The sequence below is a fragment of the Paenibacillus sp. JT22N12 genome (assembly GCF_056269365.1).
On record NZ_JBWDNU010000011.1, the window covers coordinates 127,797 to 150,266 of the forward strand.

A 22,470-nucleotide genomic window follows, 5' to 3' on the forward strand; every position below is an offset into this window, starting at 1 on the left:
GAACATTCATGCTCCATGTACCGCTGTCCTGTTAAATAAAATCAAATTTGTTAGCCTCCACCTAGCGGGAGGTTTTTTGTTGGCGTTTAATGAAGCCGCCAATCAGATTCATCCAAGGATTCGTGCATGCAGTATCCGTTTGTCGCTTAGTCCAGCACCGGCTTTGCAATGGCGCCTTTCAGCGCTGCTTCTTGACAAACAGGATGGGATTTCATGTATCGGCGTTGAACACATCCATTAGAAACGGATAAACAGGGGGACTGCAGCATGATAATCATGATGCAGTCCCCTTGCTGGCTTTATTTATGGTTCTGCCATCCACCGGTCTCCGCCCGGATGGGGACAGCGCTTTTCCGCAAACTTGGCGGAGACGCGGACAATACAGCCGCACAGCATGCAGGTTGTGCCATCCAGCAGCTTGGCGCATTCGTGGCAGGCGCCGAGTCTCCGCTCGTACAGCTCATCGGGCACACAGCTGCCGTGCTTGACCAGATTGGACGACAAGATCCGGTTGATTTGCTCTTCCGTCACCTTGTAATGATCGGAGCAGCCTTTGCAGGAAGAGGTATGATTCATAGCACTCATGGAGATGGCTTCCTATTCCGCAGCAATTTCAAGCAAGACAACTGACATCGGCGCAAGCTTCGCCTTGATTGTGGAGCCTTCTCTGGTGAAGGACTCGAATGGAGCTGGCTTCACATTGTCGGGCTGATCAAACGTATTATGGGCATCGATGACATCGGCAGACAGCCCTGTGCCTGTGATGGAGAGCGTTTTGTTTTCCAATCCCCGAAGCTCAATCTCAACTTCTGCTCCGTCCTGATGGCTTATATTGCATAAGCTGACATGAATGCGGCCTTGCCCATCTTCAGTGGCGGAAGCGGAGATCTGCGGTATGCTGCCGCTTTCTCCTTCATAGTCCTGCGATATGCTGTGTGTATGCAGACGGGCCGCATCCTGATGAACCTTGAACAGGTCGAACAAATGATAGGTCGGCGTCAGAAGCATTTTCTCCCCCTCCGTCAAGATCACGGACTGCAGCACATTCACAATTTGGGCAAGGTTCGCCATCTGCACTCTGTCGCAGTGCTGCTGGAAGATATGAAGGGTGATCCCGGCTACGAGCGCATCGCGAATCGTATTCTGCTGGTACAGGAAGCCCGGATTGGTGCCAGGCTCTACGTCGAACCAGGTCCCCCACTCGTCCACAATCAATCCGACCCGCTTGCCGGGGTCATACTGGTCCATAATGGCGGAGTGCTTCGTGATCAACTCCTCCATATAAAGCGCTTTCTTCATGGTTAGATGCCACTCGTTTTCCGGGAAGCCGGTCGCTGCTCCTTTTCCATCCCAGAAGCTGCCGGGAACCGTATAATAATGAAGACTGATCGCATCCATCTTCGTATGGGCTTCCTTCATCAGCGTTTCCATCCAGCGGTAATCTGCACCGTTAGGGCCGCAGGCGATTTTGTATATCCGGTTGTCTTCGTAATTGCGGACATACGTCTGGTATTGCCGATAGAGATCGGCGTAATATTCAGGACGCATATTGCCGCCGCAGCCCCAGTTTTCGTTGCCCACGCCAAAATATTTGATGTGCCACGGCTTCTCCCGGCCGTTCTGCTTGCGCAGGTCCGCCATTGGGGACACGCCGCCCGAGGTCATATATTCCACCCACTCCGACATTTCCTGGACCGTCCCGCTGCCGACGTTGCCGGATATGTAGGGCTCGCATTCCAGCATTTCACACAGCATCAGAAATTCATGGGTACCGAAGTGGTTATTCTCAATGACGCCGCCCCAATGCGTATTGATCATCCGCTTGCGGGATTCTCTTGGACCGATGCCGTCCTTCCAGTGATACTCGTCGGCGAAGCAGCCTCCCGGCCAGCGCAGTACAGGAATGTTAAGCTTCTTGAGCGAAGCAACAACATCATTACGGATACCATTCGTATTCGGAATGGGAGAATCCTCGCCAACCCAGATTCCTTCATAAATACATCTACCCAAATGCTCGGAGAAATGACCGTATAGATTGCGGTTGACTGTGCCCTCTTTTAAATCCGTATTCACAATGACTTTGTTGGTTACTGTTTTCAGATCTGCCACTGCCAGCTTCATCTCCTTGAATTAATATTATTATTAATTAATATAATGATTATATTAATTAATATCATAATAGGAGTTTTTGGAGTTATTTGCAACTTTTTCTGCTTGGTGAAGAGGCGGATTAAAAGACGGGTAACTTTGTTACATGCTTTTTACAAGTTGGAGAAGCTTTATTCATATCGAACTTATAGGATAAGAGAGGGATAGACCCGGTTAAGGAGAGAAAGATCGTCAGGACAGCGTGAACGATGATGGGGGAGATCATCTTTCGAGAGGATGGGCTTCTATGCTAAAGGATGAACAGACAGCGAAGGATGGAACAATGGACGATGCTTTCAGCGCTTTATATCAAAAGCACTACAAGCAAGTTTATTATTCTGCCTATTCGATTATAAGAGACCACTTTCTGGCTCAGGATGTGGCACAGGAAACCTTCATGAAGATTTTCCGCCGTTTCCATACGTTGAAGGATAAAGAAAAGAAGGAAGCCTGGCTAAACGCCATTTCCAGAAATACAGCTATCGACTTTTACCGGAAAAGACTTAGAAGACAGGAAATATGGAACGATAACATCGAATTCATCACTGGAGCTGCCGAAGAAGGAATGGAACATCAACTAGAAATGAAGACTGTCCACGAGCTGCTCTTGTCATTGGAACCGGAGCATCGGCAGTCTCTTTTGCTTATATATGAGTATGGAATGTCCTATGAACAGCTTGCCCGTTTTCAGAATACCTCTGTTAGTGCAGTGAAGTCACAGCTACACCGCTCAAAAAAGAAACTGCAGTCCATGGCACGGGAAATGGAACAGTCATGCTGACGCTATTTTGGAGAGATGGTTAAAAGAGATGTTAGCCAATCTGCAAGCAGACAATGATAGGATCGAATCCACTTCAGTCTCATCCCCGGAACTTGGAGCGGGAGAGGTTTTTTGAGCCAATATGAGACCGGGCTAGGCGGGGATGTTTCAGCCGTTTGGCCGGATGGAGGCAGCCGGGCCGCCTGGATCAATAATTATCAGATTGCTTACATTGGGGCGGATGGCGCTCTGGAATAGACCGCGTACTGGATGGGCAAGGATCTTCGATTTAAGCGGGCAAGCTGCAGGGAAATAATATTTTGAACGAAACGTCGGGTTATCTGGGTGTTGTTCCCTCCTGGACGGCATGGAATCCAGAAAACAGCAGGCTTGTGATTGATGGACAGAAGCCGTATGTACGAGAGATAGGGAGCCTTTTATTATATAATTTCAATGAAATGCGTTGAGCAGGCGATCAAGGTGCAGATGATAATAATCAGAAGGTCAACGATTATATGGAGGTATTAAAAAGTATAGTAGATATATCATCTATAATTAAATGTAAATGAATTCACTACTTTTAATTGTATAGGGCGGAACGTATACTATAAGAGGTTTATTGAAAAGTTCTGGTGAAAGACCAAATAGGAGGAGGCCAGTAGAATGGCGAAAGTAGTGGTTACCGGCGGAAGCGGGATGCTGGGCAAATGGGTGGTCAGGCATTTTGTCGAACAGGGCTATGACGTAATAAACGCGGATGTAAAGCATCCTGAGGAACCGCTTTGTCCGACGCTTCTCATAGATCTGAACAACCTTGGCGAAACATACGGCGTACTGGCGGGAGCGGATGCCGTTGTGCATCTTGCGGCTATTCCGGCTGCGCATATCAAGCCAAGCGAAGTGACCTTCAACAACAATGTCATGTCTACGTATAATATTTTGGAAGCGGCTGCAGGACTCGGTATCAAGAAGGCGGTTATCGCTTCCAGCGAGTCTTCCTACGGCATCGTGTTTGCGGTTAACCGCTTTGGTCCTCAGTATGTGCCGGTCGATGAAGAGCATCCGCAGCTGCCTCAGGACAGCTACGGCCTGTCCAAGGTAGTGAATGAGCAGACAGCGGACATGTTCCACCGCCGCACCGGCATGCAGGTCGTATCGATGCGGATCGGCAACGTTATTGCGCCGGATGCATACAAGGGGTTCCCGCGTTTCATTCATAATCCGGAGATGCGTGACCGGATTCTGTGGAGCTATGTGGATACCCGCGATGTTGCCGAAGCATGCCGTCTGGCGATAGAAACGGACGGGCTCGGATCGGTCGCCCTCAATCTGGCCGCCGACGATACGAGCATGGCGGTGACGAGCCGCGACCTGATGGCTGCGCGTTTTCCCGAGGTGAACGATTTCCGCCAGCCGCTTGCCGGCTACGAATCGCTGCTGAGCAACGAGAAAGCGAAGCGGCTGCTCGGCTGGCAGCCCAAGCATGTCTGGCGCGATTATGTAAAAGAAGAGTAGGAAATTTACAGGGAAGATTGCGTAAAAAACGCAGTGTAAGCGGTAAATATGAACGCCTCTTGATTCGGCTATGCCGGGTTGAGAGGCGTTTTTGCGCTGAACATGATATGAAGGGCAGCAACGGCAAAGTGTATCAGATTGCCGCCAAGCTCTTGATATCAGGATGTGAAATATTTTAACCGCGTCTTCAAGAAAGGGTTCTCTCTTACGCCCGAGGAATCTGCGAACTGTGCAGGCAGACTGATCGTCTGGGCCGTGAATAACGTCTTTGTTTCGTTTCTCCTATAATCATAAACCTTATACGTGTTCCGCTTATTTAGACTGTTTTTTTCCTGCAAACGGTATGAGAAGAGCTCGTCCCAATACTTGGGCCGAATTCTTGATAGCACCTGGAGAAGGACAAACAGCAGGATTTGCGCTATAAAGATAACGGATCGTGATTAATTGCCGCCAAAGCTTTATTCCCCCTTCTGCGTTAGGGTATAATGGAACAAAATGGAGAAAAGGGAGGCGGACTATGAACAGGCTTTCTTCTATCATGGGGGTTATCATCATCCTGCTAACCTTTGTGCTCGGCTCGGATTTCAGCTTCACCAAGGTTAAAGCCGCTTCGGACCTGTCCACGCTTGGGGAGCTTAAAGACCATGTGAAGCAGCAGCTGCTGCTGCAGAAAACCGAGATGAATATTGATTATTCAGGGAATAAAGATGAGCTCTCGGCTCATATTGCGAGCCTGCTCAAGGAAGCCTTCGAAGCGGATGATTATACGGCGTATATCGTGGATTCTTATCTGTATGCGGTTCATACATGGGCTGGAAACGCCAATATCAAGCTGACGGTCAAGTACCGGGAGACCCCGGAGCAGAAGCTTATCGTGCAGGAGAAGGTCCGTGATCTGCTGCCTGACATTATACAACCATCAATGTCCCAGAGGGAAAAGGTAAAGGCGATCCACGACTGGATCGTGCTGCATCTGGCGTATGACGAATCCCTGCAGCGTTATACGGCCTATGAAGCGCTTGAATACGGGCAGGCGGTATGTCAGGGCTATGCGCTGCTTCTATATCGAATGCTGTCCTCAGCAGGTATCGAATCCCGTATGATTGAGGGCAAAGTCGGGGAAATCAGCCATGTCTGGAACTTGGTCAATATCGATTCCGACTGGTATCATCTGGATGCAACATGGGATGATCCCACACCGGACCAGGCAGGGGTAGTCAGCTACAATTATTTTCTGAAAACCGACACCCAGATGAGGATCGACCACCAATGGGTCAAACGTTATCCTGCTGCTGTCACCAATGATTCAGCCGCTGCTGCTTCCAACATCTCTTAGCCTGCCGCCTTCTGGGCAAGGATACTCCCTAAACCAAAAGCAAATACTATTCCGATCAAATAATCTTCAGCTTAATAATCGAAAATGATATCTCTCATCGTTACGGATGACCCCGATTCGGGTGAATCGCTGGTTAAGACGGCACCGCGGGTTAACCCGGAGGCTGTGGCATCCAACTGATCCGGGCTCAGATCATCCATGAATGGATGATCGCTCAGGCCTGCTGACAAAGGATCCTGAGGAGGAGCATGGTCGAAAACCTCTCCTATGGGCCGATCCAGCCACAGCTGTGTCTGCTGCTCATGCCGCTCGGTTAATTTCATGATCTGGATGTCGGGCTGAACGGTTTCATTCGTAAGGATAAGCGAGGCCGTTTTCTGGGCAATCATCCACGCCTCCTTTCGTTTGACCAGCTGAATGCTGACTTTACCAAGTGCCAGCCCATTACAGCCAGGCTGCAAAATCGTTACCCCGTTTACCTCATCGGTCAGCAGCTGGTGCTGATGGCCGGTGAGCAGCACATCCACTCCCTCCAGCTCGGTGCACATCGCATACGCCTGATTCTCGCCGCTTAAAGCTTCGACGGCTTCTCCAGTATCCGGATCCCGCTCAAGACCGCCATGATAGGAAATGATCATGACGTCCGGCTTCTCCACATTCCGTATCAGCTCCACCCATTTCTTCGCTGCGCTCAGCGCATCGATGAAGGTTAACCCGCGAATAAATTCGGGAATTTCCCATTGAGGAATGAAATGTGTCGTAAGACCAAGAATCGCTACTTTGGCTTCATGACGGATTTGTCTGATGAGATAAGGCTGGCCGAATGCGGGCTGCCTGGTTCGGGAATCGATGATATTGGCAGACAGCCACGGGAAAGCCGAGTCATGGACAGCCTGCCGGAGGATTTCCAGGCCATAGTTGAAATCGTGATTCCCGAGCACCGCAGCATTGTAGCCCAGATGATTAAGGGTCATAATGGCAGGATGAATGCCCGACCGGTTATATTTGACAAAGTGGTGCATCAACGGCGTTCCCTGCAGCAGATCGCCATTATCGACCAGAAGCAGCTGCGGATCCCGCTCACGCTCCTGCCGGATCATAGCAGCCAGCTTCGCCAGTCCCAGATGCTTGATTTGCCGGCTTTGGTAGTCCGTGGGGTAGATATGGCCATGAATGTCGCTTGTGCAAAGTAAAGTGAACGACTGAGTATCCGTATGCGCCATTTTTTGTAGGGGCTCCTTTTTCAATTTTGCTTTTCAAAAAGCGCAGCAGTATGAGTACGGGTCTGTACTAGGTTTGCATAATACGAAGAAATTATGAGCCGCTTTACGAAAAAAAATGTGACGTAATTTGGCCAAATAAAAACAAGGCGGGCACAATCCGGTTAATTCGGATAATCCCGCCTTGTTTTCATGTTTATAGAGCATAAAAGAAGAAACTTGCCGTGTCACCAAAGGGAGGGAAGTTTCTTCTTGAAGTCACAGAATCAAAATAGAAATTCAAGCTGCTCCACGGCTCCGCCGGCAGCAGAGCGAGTCTGGCGCAATTTCTGCTCGGGAGGCATGGAATCCGCTTGTAAATCCCTGCGGTGCTGCGGTCGACCGGATAAGCCGTATTGCTCGAGCAGCTTATGCACCATCTCCATCAGTTGATCCGCATAAGCGCGGTTGGCGTATGCGCCCGGAAACAGATTGCGGTAAGCGGGCAGAAGCTGGGGGAAATGGAGCTCCAGCATATGCAGATACCATGCTTTCACGTCAGGGGACAGACGCAGCAGGGAGGCGTGCGCGAATGCGGTGCCGCGGTCCCGGGCAGCAGCAATCAGCTGCTCAAGATCCCTGCCGGAGTCGGTCAGACATGGGAGAATCGGAGCTATGAAAATTCCGGCCCGAATGTCCCGCTTCATAAGAGCTTCGACGGTTTCCAGCCGTTTGGCCGGAAAAGGGGTTGCGGGCTCCATCTTGCGTGTAACATCGGCGCTCAGCGTGTTGATGCTGATGTTAATGGACGAGATGCGCATCTCTGACAGTAGGTCGAGGTCGCGCAAAATGAGCGGCGAGCGCGTAGTAATCGAGGTGAGAATCCGGTACTTGGCCAGCACCTTAAGGATTTCCCTTGTTATCATCGCCTTGCCTTCAATAGGCTGATAAGGGTCGGTTGCCGTACCAATTGCAATCAGACCGATCTGATCTGCAACTGCATCGAGATCTCCGCCGAATTTTTTTGCTTTTTTGGCCAACTGGGCTTCAAGCGCTTCTGCCGCGTTTTGCTTGATCGTGATCCGGTTTTGAAATTCATCGTCGGCTTCCCGGCCGATAAAGCTCTGAAACGCACGCGCATAGCAGAAGCTGCAGCCATGGGTGCAGCCGCGGTACGGATTAATGGACCACTCGAACGGCATTGATTTGGCAGTGACTTTATTCAGCGTTTGCTTCGCCACCGCGTATTCATATATTTTTTTTGCCAATTTTCATGTACCTCTTTCTTGGATTGGGAACGGATTCCTCCATGCTGCATAATTAGCTGGTGCCAGAACATTAACCGGAACATATGTTTGATAGGACAACTATACCAAACGTACGTTCTCATGTAAACAGGAAGATAAATCCGGCATTATTCATGGAGCGGCTTGGATTCATGCATGCAAAAAAGGACAGCCCCTACGAAGCAGCAGCTCGCTTGGGGTCTGTCCTTTTTTTTTCGGCTATTGGTGTAGAACCTGACTGGATGCCCAGTAATCAAGGAATGAAGAGATTGCCGAGCGATTAAATGAAGCAGCAGAGGCTGCATCCTGCATATCCGGTATAAACTTAATCGCGGTTTCGTGAGGTCATTTGCTGCCAGACGGAGCCGGCGGCTTCTTCACCGCGCTCGATCCGCTCAAGCGCAATCCGCGCCTGCAGGCTGACTTCAAACTCGGAATCCGCAGCAGCCTCACGCAGCGCCTCGACGGCTGTCTCGTCTCCGGCCTCGTAGAGAAACCGGGCCGCGCGCCAGCGGACCAGCTTGTTGCGGTCCAGCAAGGCCTCGATCATCGGACCGGTGGCCGAAGGATCGCCCAGATCCGAGAGCGTATCGCCGGCGGTGCGCCGTACGGAAGCGGAGGAGTCGCGCAGCGCCTGAAACAACAGCGGCAGCGCCTCCGGCACGCGCAGATCGCCCAGATAAACGACGGCCAATCTGCGGATGGAGACGTTGTCGTCGGCAATTGCCTTGGCGAGCAGCGGCAGCATCGCCGGCTCCGGCGAAGTGCGCGCGAGCGCCTCGTAGCGTACGCTCCAGTCCGGCGAAGCGAGCCGCTCGGCAAGCTCGGCCGCCGACAGCGGGGCGGGCCGCATCGGAGCCGCCGCCGCTTGGGCATCGCCGCCGCTTTGAGCGGCAGCGGCAGCGGCGGCCACAAGCTCGTCAAGCCGCTCCTGCGGGTAGGCGGCTTCGAGCTCCTTCACGAGCTCCGCGGCAATCTCCTCGGGCTCACCGTAGCGGATCCCGAGCTCCTCCAGTTTGCGCTCGCGAATGAGGGAAGCGGCAGCCGCAGCGGTTACCGCTTCTGTAAATGCCGCAGGCAGGGCGGCCTTGATCTCGCGGTCCCCCATACGGACGCGCACCTGCATCGGGATGCCGCGGTACATTTGCACTGATGCGTGAGCTTCGCCATAATGCTCCTGCGATATCCCGCCGCCGGCTTCCTGCACGTCTTCGCCGCTTTGCAGCAGAGCCCGCGCCTCTGCCAGAATTCGCTCCCAGTCGGCACCCGGCTTGCGGTCCAGGGCAATGAAATCCGCGGTGCGGAACAATCCGCGCACTCCGTCTATGTCCAGCAGCCCGCGCAGCTGCTCCGGCGCGCCGCCTGCATTTTCTTTCTTATAGCTGAGCCGTTGTCCCTGCGGAAGCTTCTCGTCAACGTTGAGCTTCATGGAATTGGGGCTTGGCGTCGGTTCAATGGATAATAGCTTCATGACAATGCCTCCATTTCGGATTGATTCATTCCCTTACAAGTTTAAACCATTACCGATTCCATCACAAACGTCTCCAGGCGGTACGATGCCAATGGCATATCATTTATCGTCTGAAAATTGCCATTAAGTTTTATGCAAAACTATCAGGATATAGTATATTATTTAGTAGGAATGACACTGGGCAGAAGCAAAATCTGTTACGAAACAAGGGCAGGAGCAGATAATGATGTCGATTTATTCAGGGCGGAGCATACGCTTTAAAATATTCATCGGTTACCTTGTAGTAGTCTTATGTTTGGCATTATCCGTTTTCCTCGTCTCGACCCGTATCTCATCGCTGCAGAACGAAATTGATTTTATTTCTGATCACGATATCGAAGTTCACAATCTGACCAATGAAATCGAGAAGAAATTTCTTAATATGGAAACCGCGCAGCGCGGCTATATCATTACAGGCGATACCAATTATCTTGCCCCTTATAATGAAGCGATAGACAGCTGGAAAGATGATTATACCCGGCTTTATGCTCTTCTGACCGATAATGCCAGCCAGCAGGAAAGACTAGTGAAGCTGAAAGTGACGCTTCAGCATTGGATCGATATTGCCGGAGCTCCGACGATCGACATGAAGAGAGAGAATAAAACAGCTGAAATTTTTGAATTTTTCAAGACGGATCCGGGCAAGGCGGATATGGATTCGATCCGTTCCCAGTTTGAGGATTTCCGCGCAACGGAGAAAGTGCTGACAAGCGACCGCGCGGAGCGGCTGAAAGAGCAGAATAATATTTTGAAAATCGGGATGTACAGCCTGTTGATCATCGTCGCCTTGATCTCGGTCGCGGCAGCCATGATTATTTCGCGTGCGATCGTGAACACGATCAAGGAAGTGACCCGGTCAATCGGCGAAATCGCCTCTTCCGGCGGCGACCTGACCCGGAGAATTGAAATCAAGACCAGGGATGAAATCCGCGATCTTGCCATTGCTACCAATAACCTGCTGGAGTCGCAGGAGCAGCAGAACTGGAAGCAGATGAAGCTGACCGAGGTGGTCAGCATGTATCAGGGGGTAGGAGATCTCGATTTGCTGGCCCGGCTTTTTATTGCCAAAATAACGCCTCTCCTGGATGCCTCTTACGGTGTGTTTTATATCCATAGCGGTCAGGGCGAGCATTTCAGGCTTGTCAACAAAGCCTCTTATGCCGCGTCAGGCGCCGAGGTTGGAGCAAGGAGCTTTCGGCTTGGTGAAGGCCTTGTGGGACAAGCCGCAAGAGATAAAAGAATTATTCAACTGGACCGGGTACCCGGCGATTATATCCAGATCAGCTCGGGGCTGGGACAAACCGCTGCAAGCCAGATTCTGATCGCTCCTGTGGAGTTCGAGGGAGAAGTCGTGGCCGTTGTTGAATTGGCGACGCTCGGGGCCTTCAATGACCTGCAGCTAAAGCTCCTCAGTACAGTTCTGGAGACCTTCGGGACGACGATTAACAGCGTTGAAAGCCGGATGGAGGTTGAGCGGCTTCTGAAGGATTCCCAAACGATGACCGAGGAGCTGCAGGTGCAATCGGAAGAAATGCAGACGCAGCAGGAAGAACTGCGCGTTGCCAACGAGCATCTGGAGGAACAGAACCGTTTTGCCGAGGAGAAATCCAACGAGCTTGAGAAAACGCGCATTGTGCTTGAGGAGCATGCGGGCAAGCTTGAGCAAAGCTCCATCTATAAATCGCAGTTTCTGGCCAATATGTCGCATGAGCTGCGCACCCCGCTTAACAGCATGCTGATCCTGTCGCAGATGCTGGGTGAGAACCGCAATGGCACGCATACCCCTGAGGAGCAGGAATATGCCCGCATTATACATTCGGCAGGCCAGGATCTCCTGACGCTGATTAACGATATACTGGATTTGTCCAAGGTCGAGTCAGGCAAAATGGACATTGTCATAGAGCCCATGAATATGACGGAGCTTCCCTCCATGCTGGAGCAGCAATTCTCCAAAGTGGCGGAGCAGAAAGGGCTTGATTTTGTTATCGAATGGGGGCCAGATGTTCCCGAGCTGTTCTATACCGATACACAGCGGCTGCTGCAAATTATCAAGAACCTGCTGTCCAACGGCTTCAAATTTACGGAGAAGGGCTCGGTTATGTTCAAAGTCAGCAGGCTTGACGCCGAGGAAATGGGCAGATTGCTTGGGGTGGACAAGAGCAGGGCGGAATATGGGCTGTCAATTTCCGTTACGGATACGGGAATCGGAATCGCCCCGGACAAGCTTACTCTCATCTTCGATGCTTTCCAGCAGGCGGACGGCACCACGAGCAGGCATTACGGCGGAACGGGTCTGGGCTTGTCCATCAGCCGCGAATTTGCCAAATTGATCGGCGGGGAAATAAGGGTCGAAAGCGAAGAAGGCGCAGGAAGCACCTTCACTTTGATTGTGCCTTCCAAGGAACAGGAGATTGTGGAGCTGCTTGCCGCTCAGGCGGAATTTATGGCTGCGGAAGAGAAGCAGGCTTCTGGCGGTGGCTCTGTGGAACAAGCGGCTGCCGTTCATATGGAAACTTCCGGTTTCAAGAAGAAGAAGATCCTTGTGGTCGACGATGATATCCGGAACGTATTCGCGCTGACGACTGCTTTGGAGAATGAAGGAATGAACGTGCTGTCGGCTCAGGATGGGCAGGAATGCCTGAGTATTTTGCAGACGGAGACGGATATTGATATGGTGCTGATGGATATCATGATGCCGGTAATGGACGGATACGATACGATGAGGGCAATTCGGAGAATTCCGCGCCTGGAGCAGCTGCCGATTATAGCGGTTACGGCCAAAGCAATGAAGCAGGACCGCGAGAAGTGCCTGGAGGCGGGAGCGTCGGACTATATCAGCAAGCCGCTTGACATGAATCAGCTGTTCTCCTTGATGCAGGTATGGCTGAGAAAAAGATCGTAGTTAAAGCTTGAAAATAGATATGGCGGAGACTGGCGCGGTTTATGAATCTTCAAAAACGGGCGCAGAAGTGAAGCTCACATGGGAATAATACGTCTTCATGTGTTATAATGGCGTGATGAACTAGATTTTGGAGTGAAGGACGGGATCACACACAATGATTAGTACAAGCGGCATTACGCTTCGCTACGGCAAGCGGGCGCTATTCGAAGATGTGAATATTAAATTCACGCCGGGCAACTGTTATGGATTGATCGGCGCCAACGGAGCGGGCAAATCGACGTTTCTGAAGATATTGTCCGGCGAGGTTGAGCAATCGAGCGGCGAAGTTCATATTACTCCGGGAGAGCGCCTGGCGGTCCTGAAGCAAAACCATTACGAGTACGATGAGTTTCGTGTACTTGAGACGGTCATCATGGGCTACAAGAAGCTGTTCGAGGTAATGAAAGAGAAAGACGCCATCTACTCCAAAACGGAATTTACCGATGAAGACGGGATGCGCGCCGGCGAGCTGGAAGCGGAATTCGCCGATATGAACGGCTGGGAAGCGGAGTCCGAAGCGGCCAGCATGCTGAACGGTCTGGGCATTCCGCCGGAGCTGCATGACAAGACGATGGCAGAAATCTCCGGCAACGAGAAGGTACGGGTCCTGCTCGCGCAAGCTTTGTTCGGAACGCCGAACATTCTGCTGCTCGATGAGCCTACCAACTACCTCGATATGGAATCGATCCACTGGCTTGAAGATTTCCTGGGCAATTATGAGGGCACCGTCATTGTCGTTTCTCATGACCGGCATTTCCTTAATCAGGTATGTACGCATATTGCGGACATTGATTTCGGCAAAATCCAGCTGTACGTGGGCAACTACGATTTCTGGTACGAGTCCAGCCAGCTTGCTCTCTCCCTGATGAGGGATTCGAACAAGAAGAAGGAAGACAAGATCAAGGAGCTGCAGGCGTTCATTCAACGCTTCAGCGCCAACAAATCCAAGTCGAAGCAGGCAACTTCACGTAAGAAGCTGCTCGACAAAATTTCACTTGACGACATTCGTCCGTCGAACCGCAAATATCCGTTTATCAACTTCAAGCCGGAGCGCGAAGCGGGCAAACAGCTTCTGCTGACCGAAGGGCTGACGAAGGCAGTAGACGGAGTTACGCTGATCGACAACTGGACGCTGGCCGTCAACAAAGGCGATAAGATCGCTCTAGTTGGTCCGAATACGCTGCCTAAGACGGTGCTGTTCCAGGTGCTGACCGGCGAGCTCGAGCCGGACTCCGGAAATTATCAATGGGGCGTCACCACGACACAGGCTTATTTTCCGAAGGACAATGCGGCCTATTTTGATGGCGTGGAGATGAACCTTGTCGACTGGCTCCGCCAATATTCCAAGGATCAGGATGAGAGCTTTATCCGCGGCTTCCTGGGCCGGATGCTGTTCTCGGGGGACGAAGCGCTTAAGAAGGCAAGCGTATTGTCCGGGGGTGAGAAAGTCCGCTGCATGCTCTCCAAGATGATGCTTTCGGGCTCGAACGTACTGCTGATGGACGAACCGACCAACCATTTGGATCTCGAATCCATTACCGCGCTGAATAATGGTCTCATTGATTTTGACGGTACATTGATCTTCACCTCGCATGACCATCAGTTCGTCCAAACGATCGCGAACCGGATTATCGAAATTACGCCAAACGGCGTAATTGACAGGATTATGTCCTATGATGAATACCTGGAAAACGATGAAGTCAAGGCGCTTCGCGAGCGGATGTATCCGCCCGAGTAAGATCTATCCTTGAGCAGCATAATGGTCTGGCCTTGAATGATCAGGCCGGCAGCAGAGTGGTTGAGTTTCCTCTTATGAGGAGGCTCAGCCGCTTTTCTTGTTGATCCGGTAATAAGTAAGTGCTCTCAACCTCCCTTGGCAATCGATTGGATCGGTTGCTGAAGCAAGCGAAGGAAGGGGATGGCGAATAGAACAGGTGGATAAGAACCGTTCGCTCATCGTGCTGCTTATCATCCGCACAGACATAGCTTGAAGGATACTCATGTGTTAATATAAAAGAATTATAGGAGAATTTTGACGAAACGAGGGAGAAGATAGCTATGTCTTTTTTCGATAAAATGAAGCAGGGCGCAAGCGACGCGGCCAGGAAGGCGCAGCAGACCGTAGAAATCACAAAGCTCAAATCGCAAATATCCGGCAAAGAGAAAGAAAAGGATAAATTATTTTATCTCATTGGAACAGCTATACATGCCTCTCACCAGGAGGGGAATATTGCGCAATCCGAAGAGGAGGTTGTAAGCCACTGTCTGAAAGTGGATGGCCTGAATCAGGAGATTCAGTTTCTGGAAGAGCGCATCAAGAATATCCGGTTTGAGAAAACCTGCCCGACCTGCAGCATTGTTGTTCCATTGGATACGAGATTTTGCCCCGGATGCGGGACGCCTTTTCCTGAGGAGCCAAGACCTGAGAACACGATTGGCGAGATCCGTGTCATCTGCAATCATTGTCTGACGGAGAATGATCTTAGCAGCAAGCACTGCCTGTCTTGCGGAAATAAGCTCTCGGGCGGTGAACCGGAGCGGCTCGAGGAAGAACCGGGATATTAAACACAGCGCACTGTTCTAATTTCATGCGATGGCAGCCTTCGAGGAAGGCTGTTTTTATTTTGTCCTCTATAAGTATGATTTGAAGAATTAACGTTACTGGGAAGCTGTGGCGGAATGGCATAAACGATATTATTGTTTTGTGAATACCCTAGGAGTTGATGCTCTCCCCGACATCCAGAGGCGGGGTTCTTTTGTCGTTGTGCAGCATAAGTTTCATTTTCTTCCGGAACGGATATGCTAGAATGCAGCAGGCGGAAACGCCAATTTGAGCCGGCGCAAACAAGTTGTGCCGCGGCATAAATGTAAGGTCTTTGCCAACACTGTTTCTCTAGACCCACACGATATTGGTTTAGTATGATAACGACATCAGAAAAAATGGCACGAGCGTAAGTTACATAAACAGAAAGAGGTGCCTGGCATTGAATCAGTATCAGGAGATAAGACAGGGCGAGAAGGGAGCCTTGGTGAGTATCGGGGCGTATATCGTGCTGTCGGGCTGCAAGCTCGTGGCCGGGTACGGGTTTGACTCCTCGGCGCTTGTTGCCGACGGTTTCAATAACCTGACGGATATTGTCGCCTCGACCGCGGTCCTGGTTGGATTGCGGATCTCACAAAAACCGCCGGATAAGGACCATCCTTATGGACATTTCCGTGCGGAAACGATCGCTGCTCTGATCGCTTCTTTCATTATGGCAACGGTAGGGATTCAAGTGCTGATTGATGCCTTCAAGTCTTTGTTCGCCGATCATAAGGCTGTTCCGGGTCTAGTCTCCGCATGGATAGCGCTGGCGGCCGGAGCGGTAATGGCGGGTGTCTACATATATAATAAAAGATTGGCCAAACGGATTAATAACCAGGCTTTGCTCGCAGCGGCCAAAGATAATTTGTCGGACGCGCTTGTCAGCGTTGGAGCGGCTGTGGGGATAATCGGCGCACAATTCGGTTTGCCGTGGCTGGATCCGGTGGCTGCACTGGCAGTAGGCGCTATTATTTGCAAAACGGCCTGGGAAATCTTCTACAGCTCGACTCATGCGCTCACGGATGGTTTCAATGAGAACGAGCTTCACTCCTTGCGGGGGACGATTGAGAGCACACATGGTGTCCGTTCCATCAAAGACATTAAAGCCCGTGTTCATGGCAGCAATGTCTTGATCGATGTCGTAGTGCAGGTCGATCCGGAGCTGACGCTTGTCGAGAGCCACCGGATAAGCGATGAGATTGAGCGGCGCATGGAGCGCAAGCATAATATAATGAGTGTTCATGTTCATGTGGAGCCTCTGGGAATGGAAGATGGGGCGCAGCCTGGCTCAGAGCCGGCTCAGACCTGATAGCATTAACCGGCGCGTATAGCGCTGGTTTTTTTTTGCACCATTCTAATGAGGGAGAGCCAAACATATAATAGCCATCTAACGGATATTTTTTCTCCATGATTCCAAAAAAATGGGTTTCTGTCCAGAGAATATGGGTAAGGATACAGTAGAGCCTTTAGTTGGCTTATGTTGCTGTTCATTGAGGCAGCGGATTTCTCTAACATAAAAGCAGCAGCATTGGGGAAAAAGATACAAGCAAGGCTGTGTGCATACTCAGATACAAAGGAGGCGTTTTTATGCTTTTGCCAGTGGAATCCAAACAAATTGCTTTCTGCTCTTATAACGAAAATGAGTCCTTGCTGCATGTCTATTTTCATACCGGTGAAATTATTGCGTTTCCTTCTATAAAAAAAGGGGAATATCAATCCATCATCGACGCGACAAACCGCTATGACGTATTAATGGATATCACGCAGAAGGGACATGAGGTGCCGGGCTATCGTGTGGATTGGCAATCAAGTGCCGAGGCTTGGCAGAACATGTAAGTGAAAGGATTTCCAATGGATGAATTATGAGACAAATTTAATGCAAAAGAACCATAAATGTAAAATATGAAAGACCGGATCGATAATGGAAACAATTACCTCGGAACTAAAACTACTGGGATAAAATAGTTCCAAAGTACTTATATAGGACCGATTGTAAAAGGTATATTAATGTCATGAAAGTAAGATTTGGCAATGGTTTTATTCCAAAAGCATCCCCTCGGGGGTGCTTTTTTTTATTATTCCTGTAATCGCTTTCATAATCCCAATATCCTATACCTGCCATGGTAAATTAAGCCGAAGGTATGATTTATCCTTGAAACAGGTGGAAAGTACAATGGGAAAGGGCGAGCAGGATTGACCTAAATTGGCAGATCAAGGAGGGATATGCTAAAGGAACTAAATTGTTATCCATCGGAACATGAGAATTGAAACCACCGCGAATATATCAAAGCAAGCCAAAAATGGAGGTCATCACTGGAATGAAAAAGCGTACAACTATGATTTTGGCCCTTATTCTGATTGCTTTATTGAATGTCCCCTTGACGGCTATGGCAGCATCGGCAGAAATCGTAGCCTCGGTCAGCTTTCGGAGCGGCCCATCGACATCCAGCAGTGTGATGAAGTATCTGCATGCCGGTGACAAGGTTGAAATATTGTCTGAAGTCAACGACTATTGGTACCAGGTGAAAGATGCCGGGGGCAGCACCGGCTATGTGTCCACCTCCAGCCGTTATATCAAGCCGTCGGCAGCTTCGGGAGGCAGCGCGCCGGCAGGTACGGGAACAGGAACAATCATATCCTCCGTTTCCTTTCGTGAAGGACCTTCCACCAGCGCTGCGCGCATGCGTTATCTGGCCAGAGGTGAAACAGTAACCATTCTGAGCCAGCCGAACTCCTACTGGTACAACGTAAGGGATTCGCACGGAGTGACGGGATATATCAGCACGGACAAGCAGTACATACAAGTAAGCGGACAGCCGACGGCTCCTGTTAATCCGGGCAATGGAAACAGCGGAAGCGGCGATCAGAACGCACTGGTCGAAAAAGTGATTGCTGCCGGTATGAAATATTTGGGCACGCCTTATGAGTTCGGCTCCGACCGCAATACGACGACAACCTTTGACTGCTCCGATTTTGTCCGGACGGCATTCAAAGACGGCATCAACCTTACTTTGCCGGCAGATTCCCGTCAGCAGGGAACTTATGTCAAGCAAAAGGGCCATACCACAACAAACTGGCAGCAGCTGAAGCGCGGAGATCTCATGTTCTTCATGTCCTATAAAGGAACCTCCAAATCGGCCTATTCCGGCATTGATAAATCAAAACAGACAATTACCCATGTTGGAATCTATCTGGGCAATGGCCAAATCCTGCAGACGTACTCCAAAGAATCAGGCGGCGTCCGCACGGACACGATTGCCGGCAAGCATTGGGAATACCGCTTCATGTTCGGCGGAAGCGCGATTTGATGATAGAACCGGGCATCATCCTCATAAGGATAAATTGAAGCCCGATAGCTAATTAAAAATAAATCCCCGTCAGGAAGCGTGACCGAAACGGTCTCGTTCTGGCGGGGATTTTTTATTGGACTGCGGATAGCTTCTTGGATACCCTCGCCCTCGCAAAACATGGGGAGTCAATGCTGATTATGCGCGAAGGCTAAGGAGTGGTGCTGCGCAGGACGGTCATTTCGCCGTCAAGCTCATAGGCGCCGAGACTGGCGGGAAGCAGAAAGCATTCTCCTGCCTTGATCTCCTGCTTGCCTCCGCTCCAGCCAATGGCTCCCGTGCCTTCAGCCACCACGAGGATTACGAAGCTCTCTGCAGTCGTGGAGAGCTTCCACGGTGCCCGCACCAACCCTTTTTCAACGATAAAATAGGGTGATTTGGCAATTTGCAGCCATTCATTGGCCTTGGCCGCATCCGTCTTCATCCTGGTTGCGCCTGCGCCCCCATAAGCAATGACATTCAGTGAATCTTCAACATGCAGCTCGCGGAGCTTGCCGTCCAGACCTGGGCGGTTGTAGTCGTACACCCGATAGGTCGTATCGGAATTTTGCTGAATTTCGGCTACGACGACACCGGCGCACAAAGCGTGAACGGTCCCTGCCGGAATATAGAAGGCATCTCCTGCTTCCACGGGGACCTCCTGCAGACAGTCCATAACCTTGCCTTCCTCAATGGCTTTGGCGAGAATGCCGCGGTCAACGCCGTCTTTGAGGCCATAGATGATTTTCGCACCAGGTTTGGCTTCAAGAATATACCACATTTCCGTCTTTCCGAGCTCGCCAGCGGGCAGCCCTTCGTAAGAATCAGTCGGATGAACCTGAATGGAAAGGTCATCATTGCAATCCAGCAGCTTGATCAGCAGCGGGAAGCGGCCGTTGCGCTCGGAAAATCCTTTTGTTCCGAAGAATTCCCGTCCGTATTTTTCTCTGATGTCGTCAAGTCCAAGTCCGGCCAGCTCGCCATTCATAACTTTGGTTATACCGTTAGGATGATCGCCGATCATCCATCCTTCGCCAATAGCGCCATCCGGAAGCTCGAGTCCAAACTGTTCAAGGGCGCGGCCGCCCCAAATGCGTTCTTTCATTTCGGCTTTGAATTGCAGGGGATAAGCTTGTGTCAAGTGGATCTCTCCTTTATTTATGTATAGTGGTGTGCCGGTTCTATCGGCCAGGGGCAGGCTGGAACATCTCGAGAAACTCGCCATCGGGGCCATAAAAGAAAAAATAACGCGCTCCATTGGGCAATGTCGTGATTTCGGTGTCTTTTAATGGAACGCCAAGCTGCTTGATACGGGCAAATTCTGCCTCAACATCATCCACGGTGAAGGCGGTATGATGAGTTCTGCCTTCAACAGCCAGCTCTCCTTCGTAGCCTTCCACCAACTCAAGCTGGGATTCCTGGGCGTCAGCCCCCGCGAGAAAAGCAAGACGAATGATGCCGTTGGTGTGCGTCATGGTATACAGATGCTTCAAACCGACTACTTCCGTATAAAAGGGAATCGATTGATCCAAATCCTTAACCATGATGCCTACATGCTCCAGTTTACGTACAGCCATTATAAATTCCTCCTTATAATTTCAAGCGATTGCCCCGGGATTAGTCTTTGGTCTGGTTGATTTCTTCTCTACCGCCAGCAGGAAAGGCGAGGAAGGCTTCTGCGGCATGCGGTACAGCACGGCTTGTCCCGCACCCTGGGGCAGCGAGGACGCCCATTGCTCCACAGCAGCAGCTTCCTGATCGCCTCCTGGGTGGCCGGGATACAGCACGATTGTCAAAATGCCGCCCGGACGAAGCAGCACAAGGGACGCATCCAGGGCGGCGAGCGTAGATGAGGTCTCTGTGATAATGGAAGTATCGGCCTCAGGTCCCGGGAGGAAGCCAAGATTGAACATGACAGCGCCCAGGCGCTTCCTGGAATCCTCCTCGATATGCATGGCCATGCCGGCATGGCTGCCATGAATCAGACACAGCTCGGGAAGCCGCTCCCGGGGGAGGGCCGAAGCAAGCCGCTCCTTCGTGCGCCGGAGAGCCTGCTCCTGAATATCGAAGGCATATACACGTCCGCGGGGGCCGATCTGCTCGGCCAGGAACAGAGTGTCATTGCCATTGCCGCATGTCGCATCAACAGCTGTATCTCCGGGCGACAGGCGGTCGGCAGCCAGCTTGTGCGCCATGCCCAGAACGGATAGGAACCCCATTCTCAGCCTATGCCTCCCATAACCGGCCCTGCCAGGTATTGCGGCGGCTGAGCTCATCATCAATGGCATTGAGCACTTCCCACTTCTTCAGGCTCCACATGGGTCCGATAAGCAGGTCGCGGGGAGCGTCGCCGGTCAGCCGGTGGACAATCATCTCCGGAGGGAGCAGTTCCAGCGTATCGGCGATCAGACCAATATATTCATCCTGGTCAAGAAAACGCAGCAGACCGGCTTCATATTGCTTGACCATGGGTGTCTTGCGCATCAGATGCAGCAGGTGGATTTTGATTCCCTGTATATCCATGGCTGCCACCGCGCGCCCTGTATCCAGCATCATCTCATGTGTTTCCTGGGGCAGCCCGTAGATAATATGCGCGCATACGCGTATTCCTCGCGCCCGCAGACGTGCGACGGCATCCTTATAGCATTCGGTATCATGCGCCCGGTTGATCAATTGCGACGTGGATTCGTGAACCGTCTGCAGTCCCATCTCTACCCATACATAGGTGCGTTCGTTCAGCTCCGCCAAATAGTCCACTACATCATCCGGCAGACAATCCGGTCTTGTCGCGATCGACAATCCAACGACACCAGGCTGGCTCAGAATCGCTTCATAATATTCACGGAGCTCTTCGACAGGAGCATAGGTGTTGGTATAAGCCTGAAAATATCCAATATAACGCGCCTCGGGCCATTTTAGATGCTGCAGATCCCTGATCGTATTAAACTGCGTGACCAGATCGTCCCGGCGGCTGCCGGCAAAATCTCCCGATCCCCGCGCGCTGCAGAATGTGCAGCCGCCGGCAGCGATGGAGCCATCGCGGTTGGGGCAGGTGAAGCCTGCATCCAGCATGACCTTGAATACTTTCCCGCCGAACTGCTCGCGCATTTCATAGTTCCAGGTATGGAACCGTTTATCCGACCACTGCCTGGGCGCAGCGCCCGGATGGTCAATCTGCGTAATCGCCTGCATAGCATGTTCTCCTCTTGCATAAGTCATCTTGCAATCATTAATCACAATTGTATCGAAAATTTGCACGGAGCGCTACGCCGCCGCCCCATCTCAATAATAACCCAGTTTTAAACGACTGGAGAACCCTATTATTTACTGGAAAAAAAACCGCTCAAATTAACGAAAAAGGCTTGCAATACCTTACATAAAGTGTTATATTAAAAGTGCGACAAATCAACATTTTCGGTTATTTCACCCTTATTCCAATCACTTGTCATAGCTTGTCGGTTTTCTGGAAATTCTATTAACTAAAAACCGTGAGGTGATTCAGGATGAACACGCAAGTGAAAATTCCCCAAGGGGACGAGAAGGTTACGATTCAGTTGACGCGCAAGGAAATGATGGCACTGGCCGGTATACGCTTTCATGGCAACCATAATATTGAAGTTTCAGCTCGCAAGAAGCTGAATGAAGCTTTGGTGGAAACCTATGAATCGGATAGCGCGCAGGGCAATTCCCGTCAGATACTTAATTAAAAGAAGGTTTTTTGAATATACACCCTAAGCCGAGCGGCGAGACTTCTGACGCCATCGGCTTTTTGTTTTTTTATATTTGAGGCTGGTCTTTACAAGCGGGCTGTTGTTCGGCACAATAAGGACGAATAAGGGTAAAGCGATATTGGAGGAATCAAGCG

At 51.0% G+C, this 22,470-nt stretch carries 21 protein-coding genes; 11 read left to right on the forward strand and 10 right to left on the reverse strand.

Going from position 1 to position 22,470, the window contains the following annotated elements:
- Nucleotides 1-146: 146 nt before the first annotated feature.
- The 3 genes from AC0YOA_RS29405 to AC0YOA_RS29415 are packed head-to-tail and all read right to left on the reverse strand — an operon-like array spanning nt 147 to nt 2,100.
- On the reverse strand, nt 147-278 hold the full coding sequence (locus tag AC0YOA_RS29405) for a hypothetical protein (protein WP_475789653.1): 132 nt from the start codon (nt 276-278) through the stop codon (nt 147-149).
- Nucleotides 279-303: 25 nt separating this feature from the next.
- Nucleotides 304-585 carry a DUF6171 family protein gene (locus tag AC0YOA_RS29410; protein ID WP_475789654.1) on the reverse strand — a complete coding sequence of 94 codons (282 nt, stop codon included), beginning with the start codon at nt 583-585 and terminating at the stop codon, nt 304-306.
- 12 nt (nt 586-597) lie between these two features.
- Nucleotides 598-2,100 carry an alpha-N-arabinofuranosidase gene (locus AC0YOA_RS29415; RefSeq protein WP_475789725.1) on the reverse strand — a complete coding sequence of 501 codons (1,503 nt, stop codon included), beginning with the start codon at nt 2,098-2,100 and terminating at the stop codon, nt 598-600.
- A gap of 295 nt (nt 2,101-2,395) precedes the next feature.
- Here AC0YOA_RS29415 and AC0YOA_RS29420 point away from each other — a divergent pair, with 295 nt between their 5' ends.
- The 4 genes from AC0YOA_RS29420 (at nt 2,396) to AC0YOA_RS29435 (ending at nt 5,759) form a co-directional block, all read left to right on the forward strand.
- Complete coding sequence (locus AC0YOA_RS29420; RefSeq protein WP_475789655.1) at nt 2,396-2,929, forward strand: RNA polymerase sigma factor; 534 nt, start codon at nt 2,396-2,398, stop codon at nt 2,927-2,929.
- A gap of 111 nt (nt 2,930-3,040) precedes the next feature.
- Nucleotides 3,041-3,166: a hypothetical protein gene (locus AC0YOA_RS29425; RefSeq protein ID WP_475789656.1), complete on the forward strand. Its 126-nt coding sequence runs from the start codon at nt 3,041-3,043 to the stop codon at nt 3,164-3,166.
- 405 nt (nt 3,167-3,571) lie between these two features.
- Nucleotides 3,572-4,423 carry an NAD-dependent epimerase/dehydratase family protein gene (locus AC0YOA_RS29430; RefSeq protein ID WP_475789657.1) on the forward strand — a complete coding sequence of 284 codons (852 nt, stop codon included), beginning with the start codon at nt 3,572-3,574 and terminating at the stop codon, nt 4,421-4,423.
- Nucleotides 4,424-4,940: 517 nt separating this feature from the next.
- Nucleotides 4,941-5,759: a transglutaminase domain-containing protein gene (locus tag AC0YOA_RS29435; RefSeq protein ID WP_475789658.1), complete on the forward strand. Its 819-nt coding sequence runs from the start codon at nt 4,941-4,943 to the stop codon at nt 5,757-5,759.
- 71 nt (nt 5,760-5,830) lie between these two features.
- Here AC0YOA_RS29435 and AC0YOA_RS29440 read toward each other — a convergent pair whose 3' ends face one another.
- From AC0YOA_RS29440 to AC0YOA_RS29450, 3 genes are all read right to left on the reverse strand, one after another.
- Nucleotides 5,831-6,982, reverse strand: coding sequence for a metallophosphoesterase (locus AC0YOA_RS29440; protein WP_475789659.1), 1,152 nt, complete (start codon nt 6,980-6,982; stop codon nt 5,831-5,833).
- A 263-nt stretch (nt 6,983-7,245) separates the two neighbouring features.
- A complete protein-coding gene (locus tag AC0YOA_RS29445) occupies nt 7,246-8,226 on the reverse strand; it encodes an SPL family radical SAM protein (protein ID WP_475789660.1) in 981 nt (326 codons plus the stop codon).
- A gap of 343 nt (nt 8,227-8,569) precedes the next feature.
- Nucleotides 8,570-9,715, reverse strand: coding sequence for a conserved virulence factor C family protein (locus AC0YOA_RS29450; RefSeq protein ID WP_475789661.1), 1,146 nt, complete (start codon nt 9,713-9,715; stop codon nt 8,570-8,572).
- A 223-nt stretch (nt 9,716-9,938) separates the two neighbouring features.
- Between AC0YOA_RS29450 and AC0YOA_RS29455 the strand changes: the two genes are divergently transcribed.
- The 6 genes from AC0YOA_RS29455 (at nt 9,939) to AC0YOA_RS29480 (ending at nt 18,587) form a co-directional block, all read left to right on the forward strand.
- Nucleotides 9,939-12,656: a CHASE3 domain-containing protein gene (locus AC0YOA_RS29455; RefSeq protein WP_475789662.1), complete on the forward strand. Its 2,718-nt coding sequence runs from the start codon at nt 9,939-9,941 to the stop codon at nt 12,654-12,656.
- 154 nt (nt 12,657-12,810) lie between these two features.
- A complete protein-coding gene (locus AC0YOA_RS29460; RefSeq protein ID WP_475769028.1) occupies nt 12,811-14,433 on the forward strand; it encodes an ABC-F family ATP-binding cassette domain-containing protein in 1,623 nt (540 codons plus the stop codon).
- Nucleotides 14,434-14,753: 320 nt separating this feature from the next.
- Nucleotides 14,754-15,260, forward strand: a complete 507-nt coding sequence (locus tag AC0YOA_RS29465; protein WP_210045475.1) for a zinc ribbon domain-containing protein — start codon at nt 14,754-14,756, stop codon at nt 15,258-15,260.
- Between the two features lie 419 nt (nt 15,261-15,679).
- The gene (locus AC0YOA_RS29470; protein WP_475789663.1) at nt 15,680-16,588 is read left to right on the forward strand and encodes a cation diffusion facilitator family transporter; all 909 of its coding nucleotides are present in this window, start codon (nt 15,680-15,682) and stop codon (nt 16,586-16,588) included.
- A gap of 278 nt (nt 16,589-16,866) precedes the next feature.
- Complete coding sequence (locus AC0YOA_RS29475; RefSeq protein ID WP_475789664.1) at nt 16,867-17,115, forward strand: hypothetical protein; 249 nt, start codon at nt 16,867-16,869, stop codon at nt 17,113-17,115.
- Nucleotides 17,116-17,597: 482 nt separating this feature from the next.
- Nucleotides 17,598-18,587: a C40 family peptidase gene (locus tag AC0YOA_RS29480; protein ID WP_475789665.1), complete on the forward strand. Its 990-nt coding sequence runs from the start codon at nt 17,598-17,600 to the stop codon at nt 18,585-18,587.
- A 190-nt stretch (nt 18,588-18,777) separates the two neighbouring features.
- On the opposite strand, the gene AC0YOA_RS29485 is transcribed toward AC0YOA_RS29480, so the two are convergent.
- Genes AC0YOA_RS29485 through mnmL form a run of 4 tightly spaced genes read right to left on the reverse strand, consistent with a single transcriptional unit; the run spans nt 18,778 to nt 21,797 of the window.
- Entirely contained in the window at nt 18,778-19,746 is a 969-nt protein-coding gene (locus AC0YOA_RS29485; protein ID WP_475789666.1) for a type I phosphomannose isomerase catalytic subunit, read from the reverse strand.
- 40 nt (nt 19,747-19,786) lie between these two features.
- The gene (locus tag AC0YOA_RS29490) at nt 19,787-20,182 is read right to left on the reverse strand and encodes a VOC family protein (protein ID WP_475789667.1); all 396 of its coding nucleotides are present in this window, start codon (nt 20,180-20,182) and stop codon (nt 19,787-19,789) included.
- 21 nt (nt 20,183-20,203) lie between these two features.
- Nucleotides 20,204-20,824 (reverse strand): tRNA 5-(aminomethyl)-2-thiouridylate-methyltransferase MnmM, encoded by a 621-nt coding sequence (gene mnmM / locus AC0YOA_RS29495; RefSeq protein ID WP_475789668.1) that lies wholly within the window; start codon nt 20,822-20,824, stop codon nt 20,204-20,206.
- Between the two features lie 7 nt (nt 20,825-20,831).
- Nucleotides 20,832-21,797 (reverse strand): tRNA modification radical SAM protein MnmL/YtqA, encoded by a 966-nt coding sequence (gene mnmL, locus AC0YOA_RS29500; protein WP_475789669.1) that lies wholly within the window; start codon nt 21,795-21,797, stop codon nt 20,832-20,834.
- Between the two features lie 311 nt (nt 21,798-22,108).
- On the opposite strand from mnmL, the gene AC0YOA_RS29505 reads away from it, so the two are divergent.
- A complete protein-coding gene (locus AC0YOA_RS29505; RefSeq protein ID WP_210045483.1) occupies nt 22,109-22,312 on the forward strand; it encodes a hypothetical protein in 204 nt (67 codons plus the stop codon).
- Nucleotides 22,313-22,470: the final 158 nt, after the last annotated feature.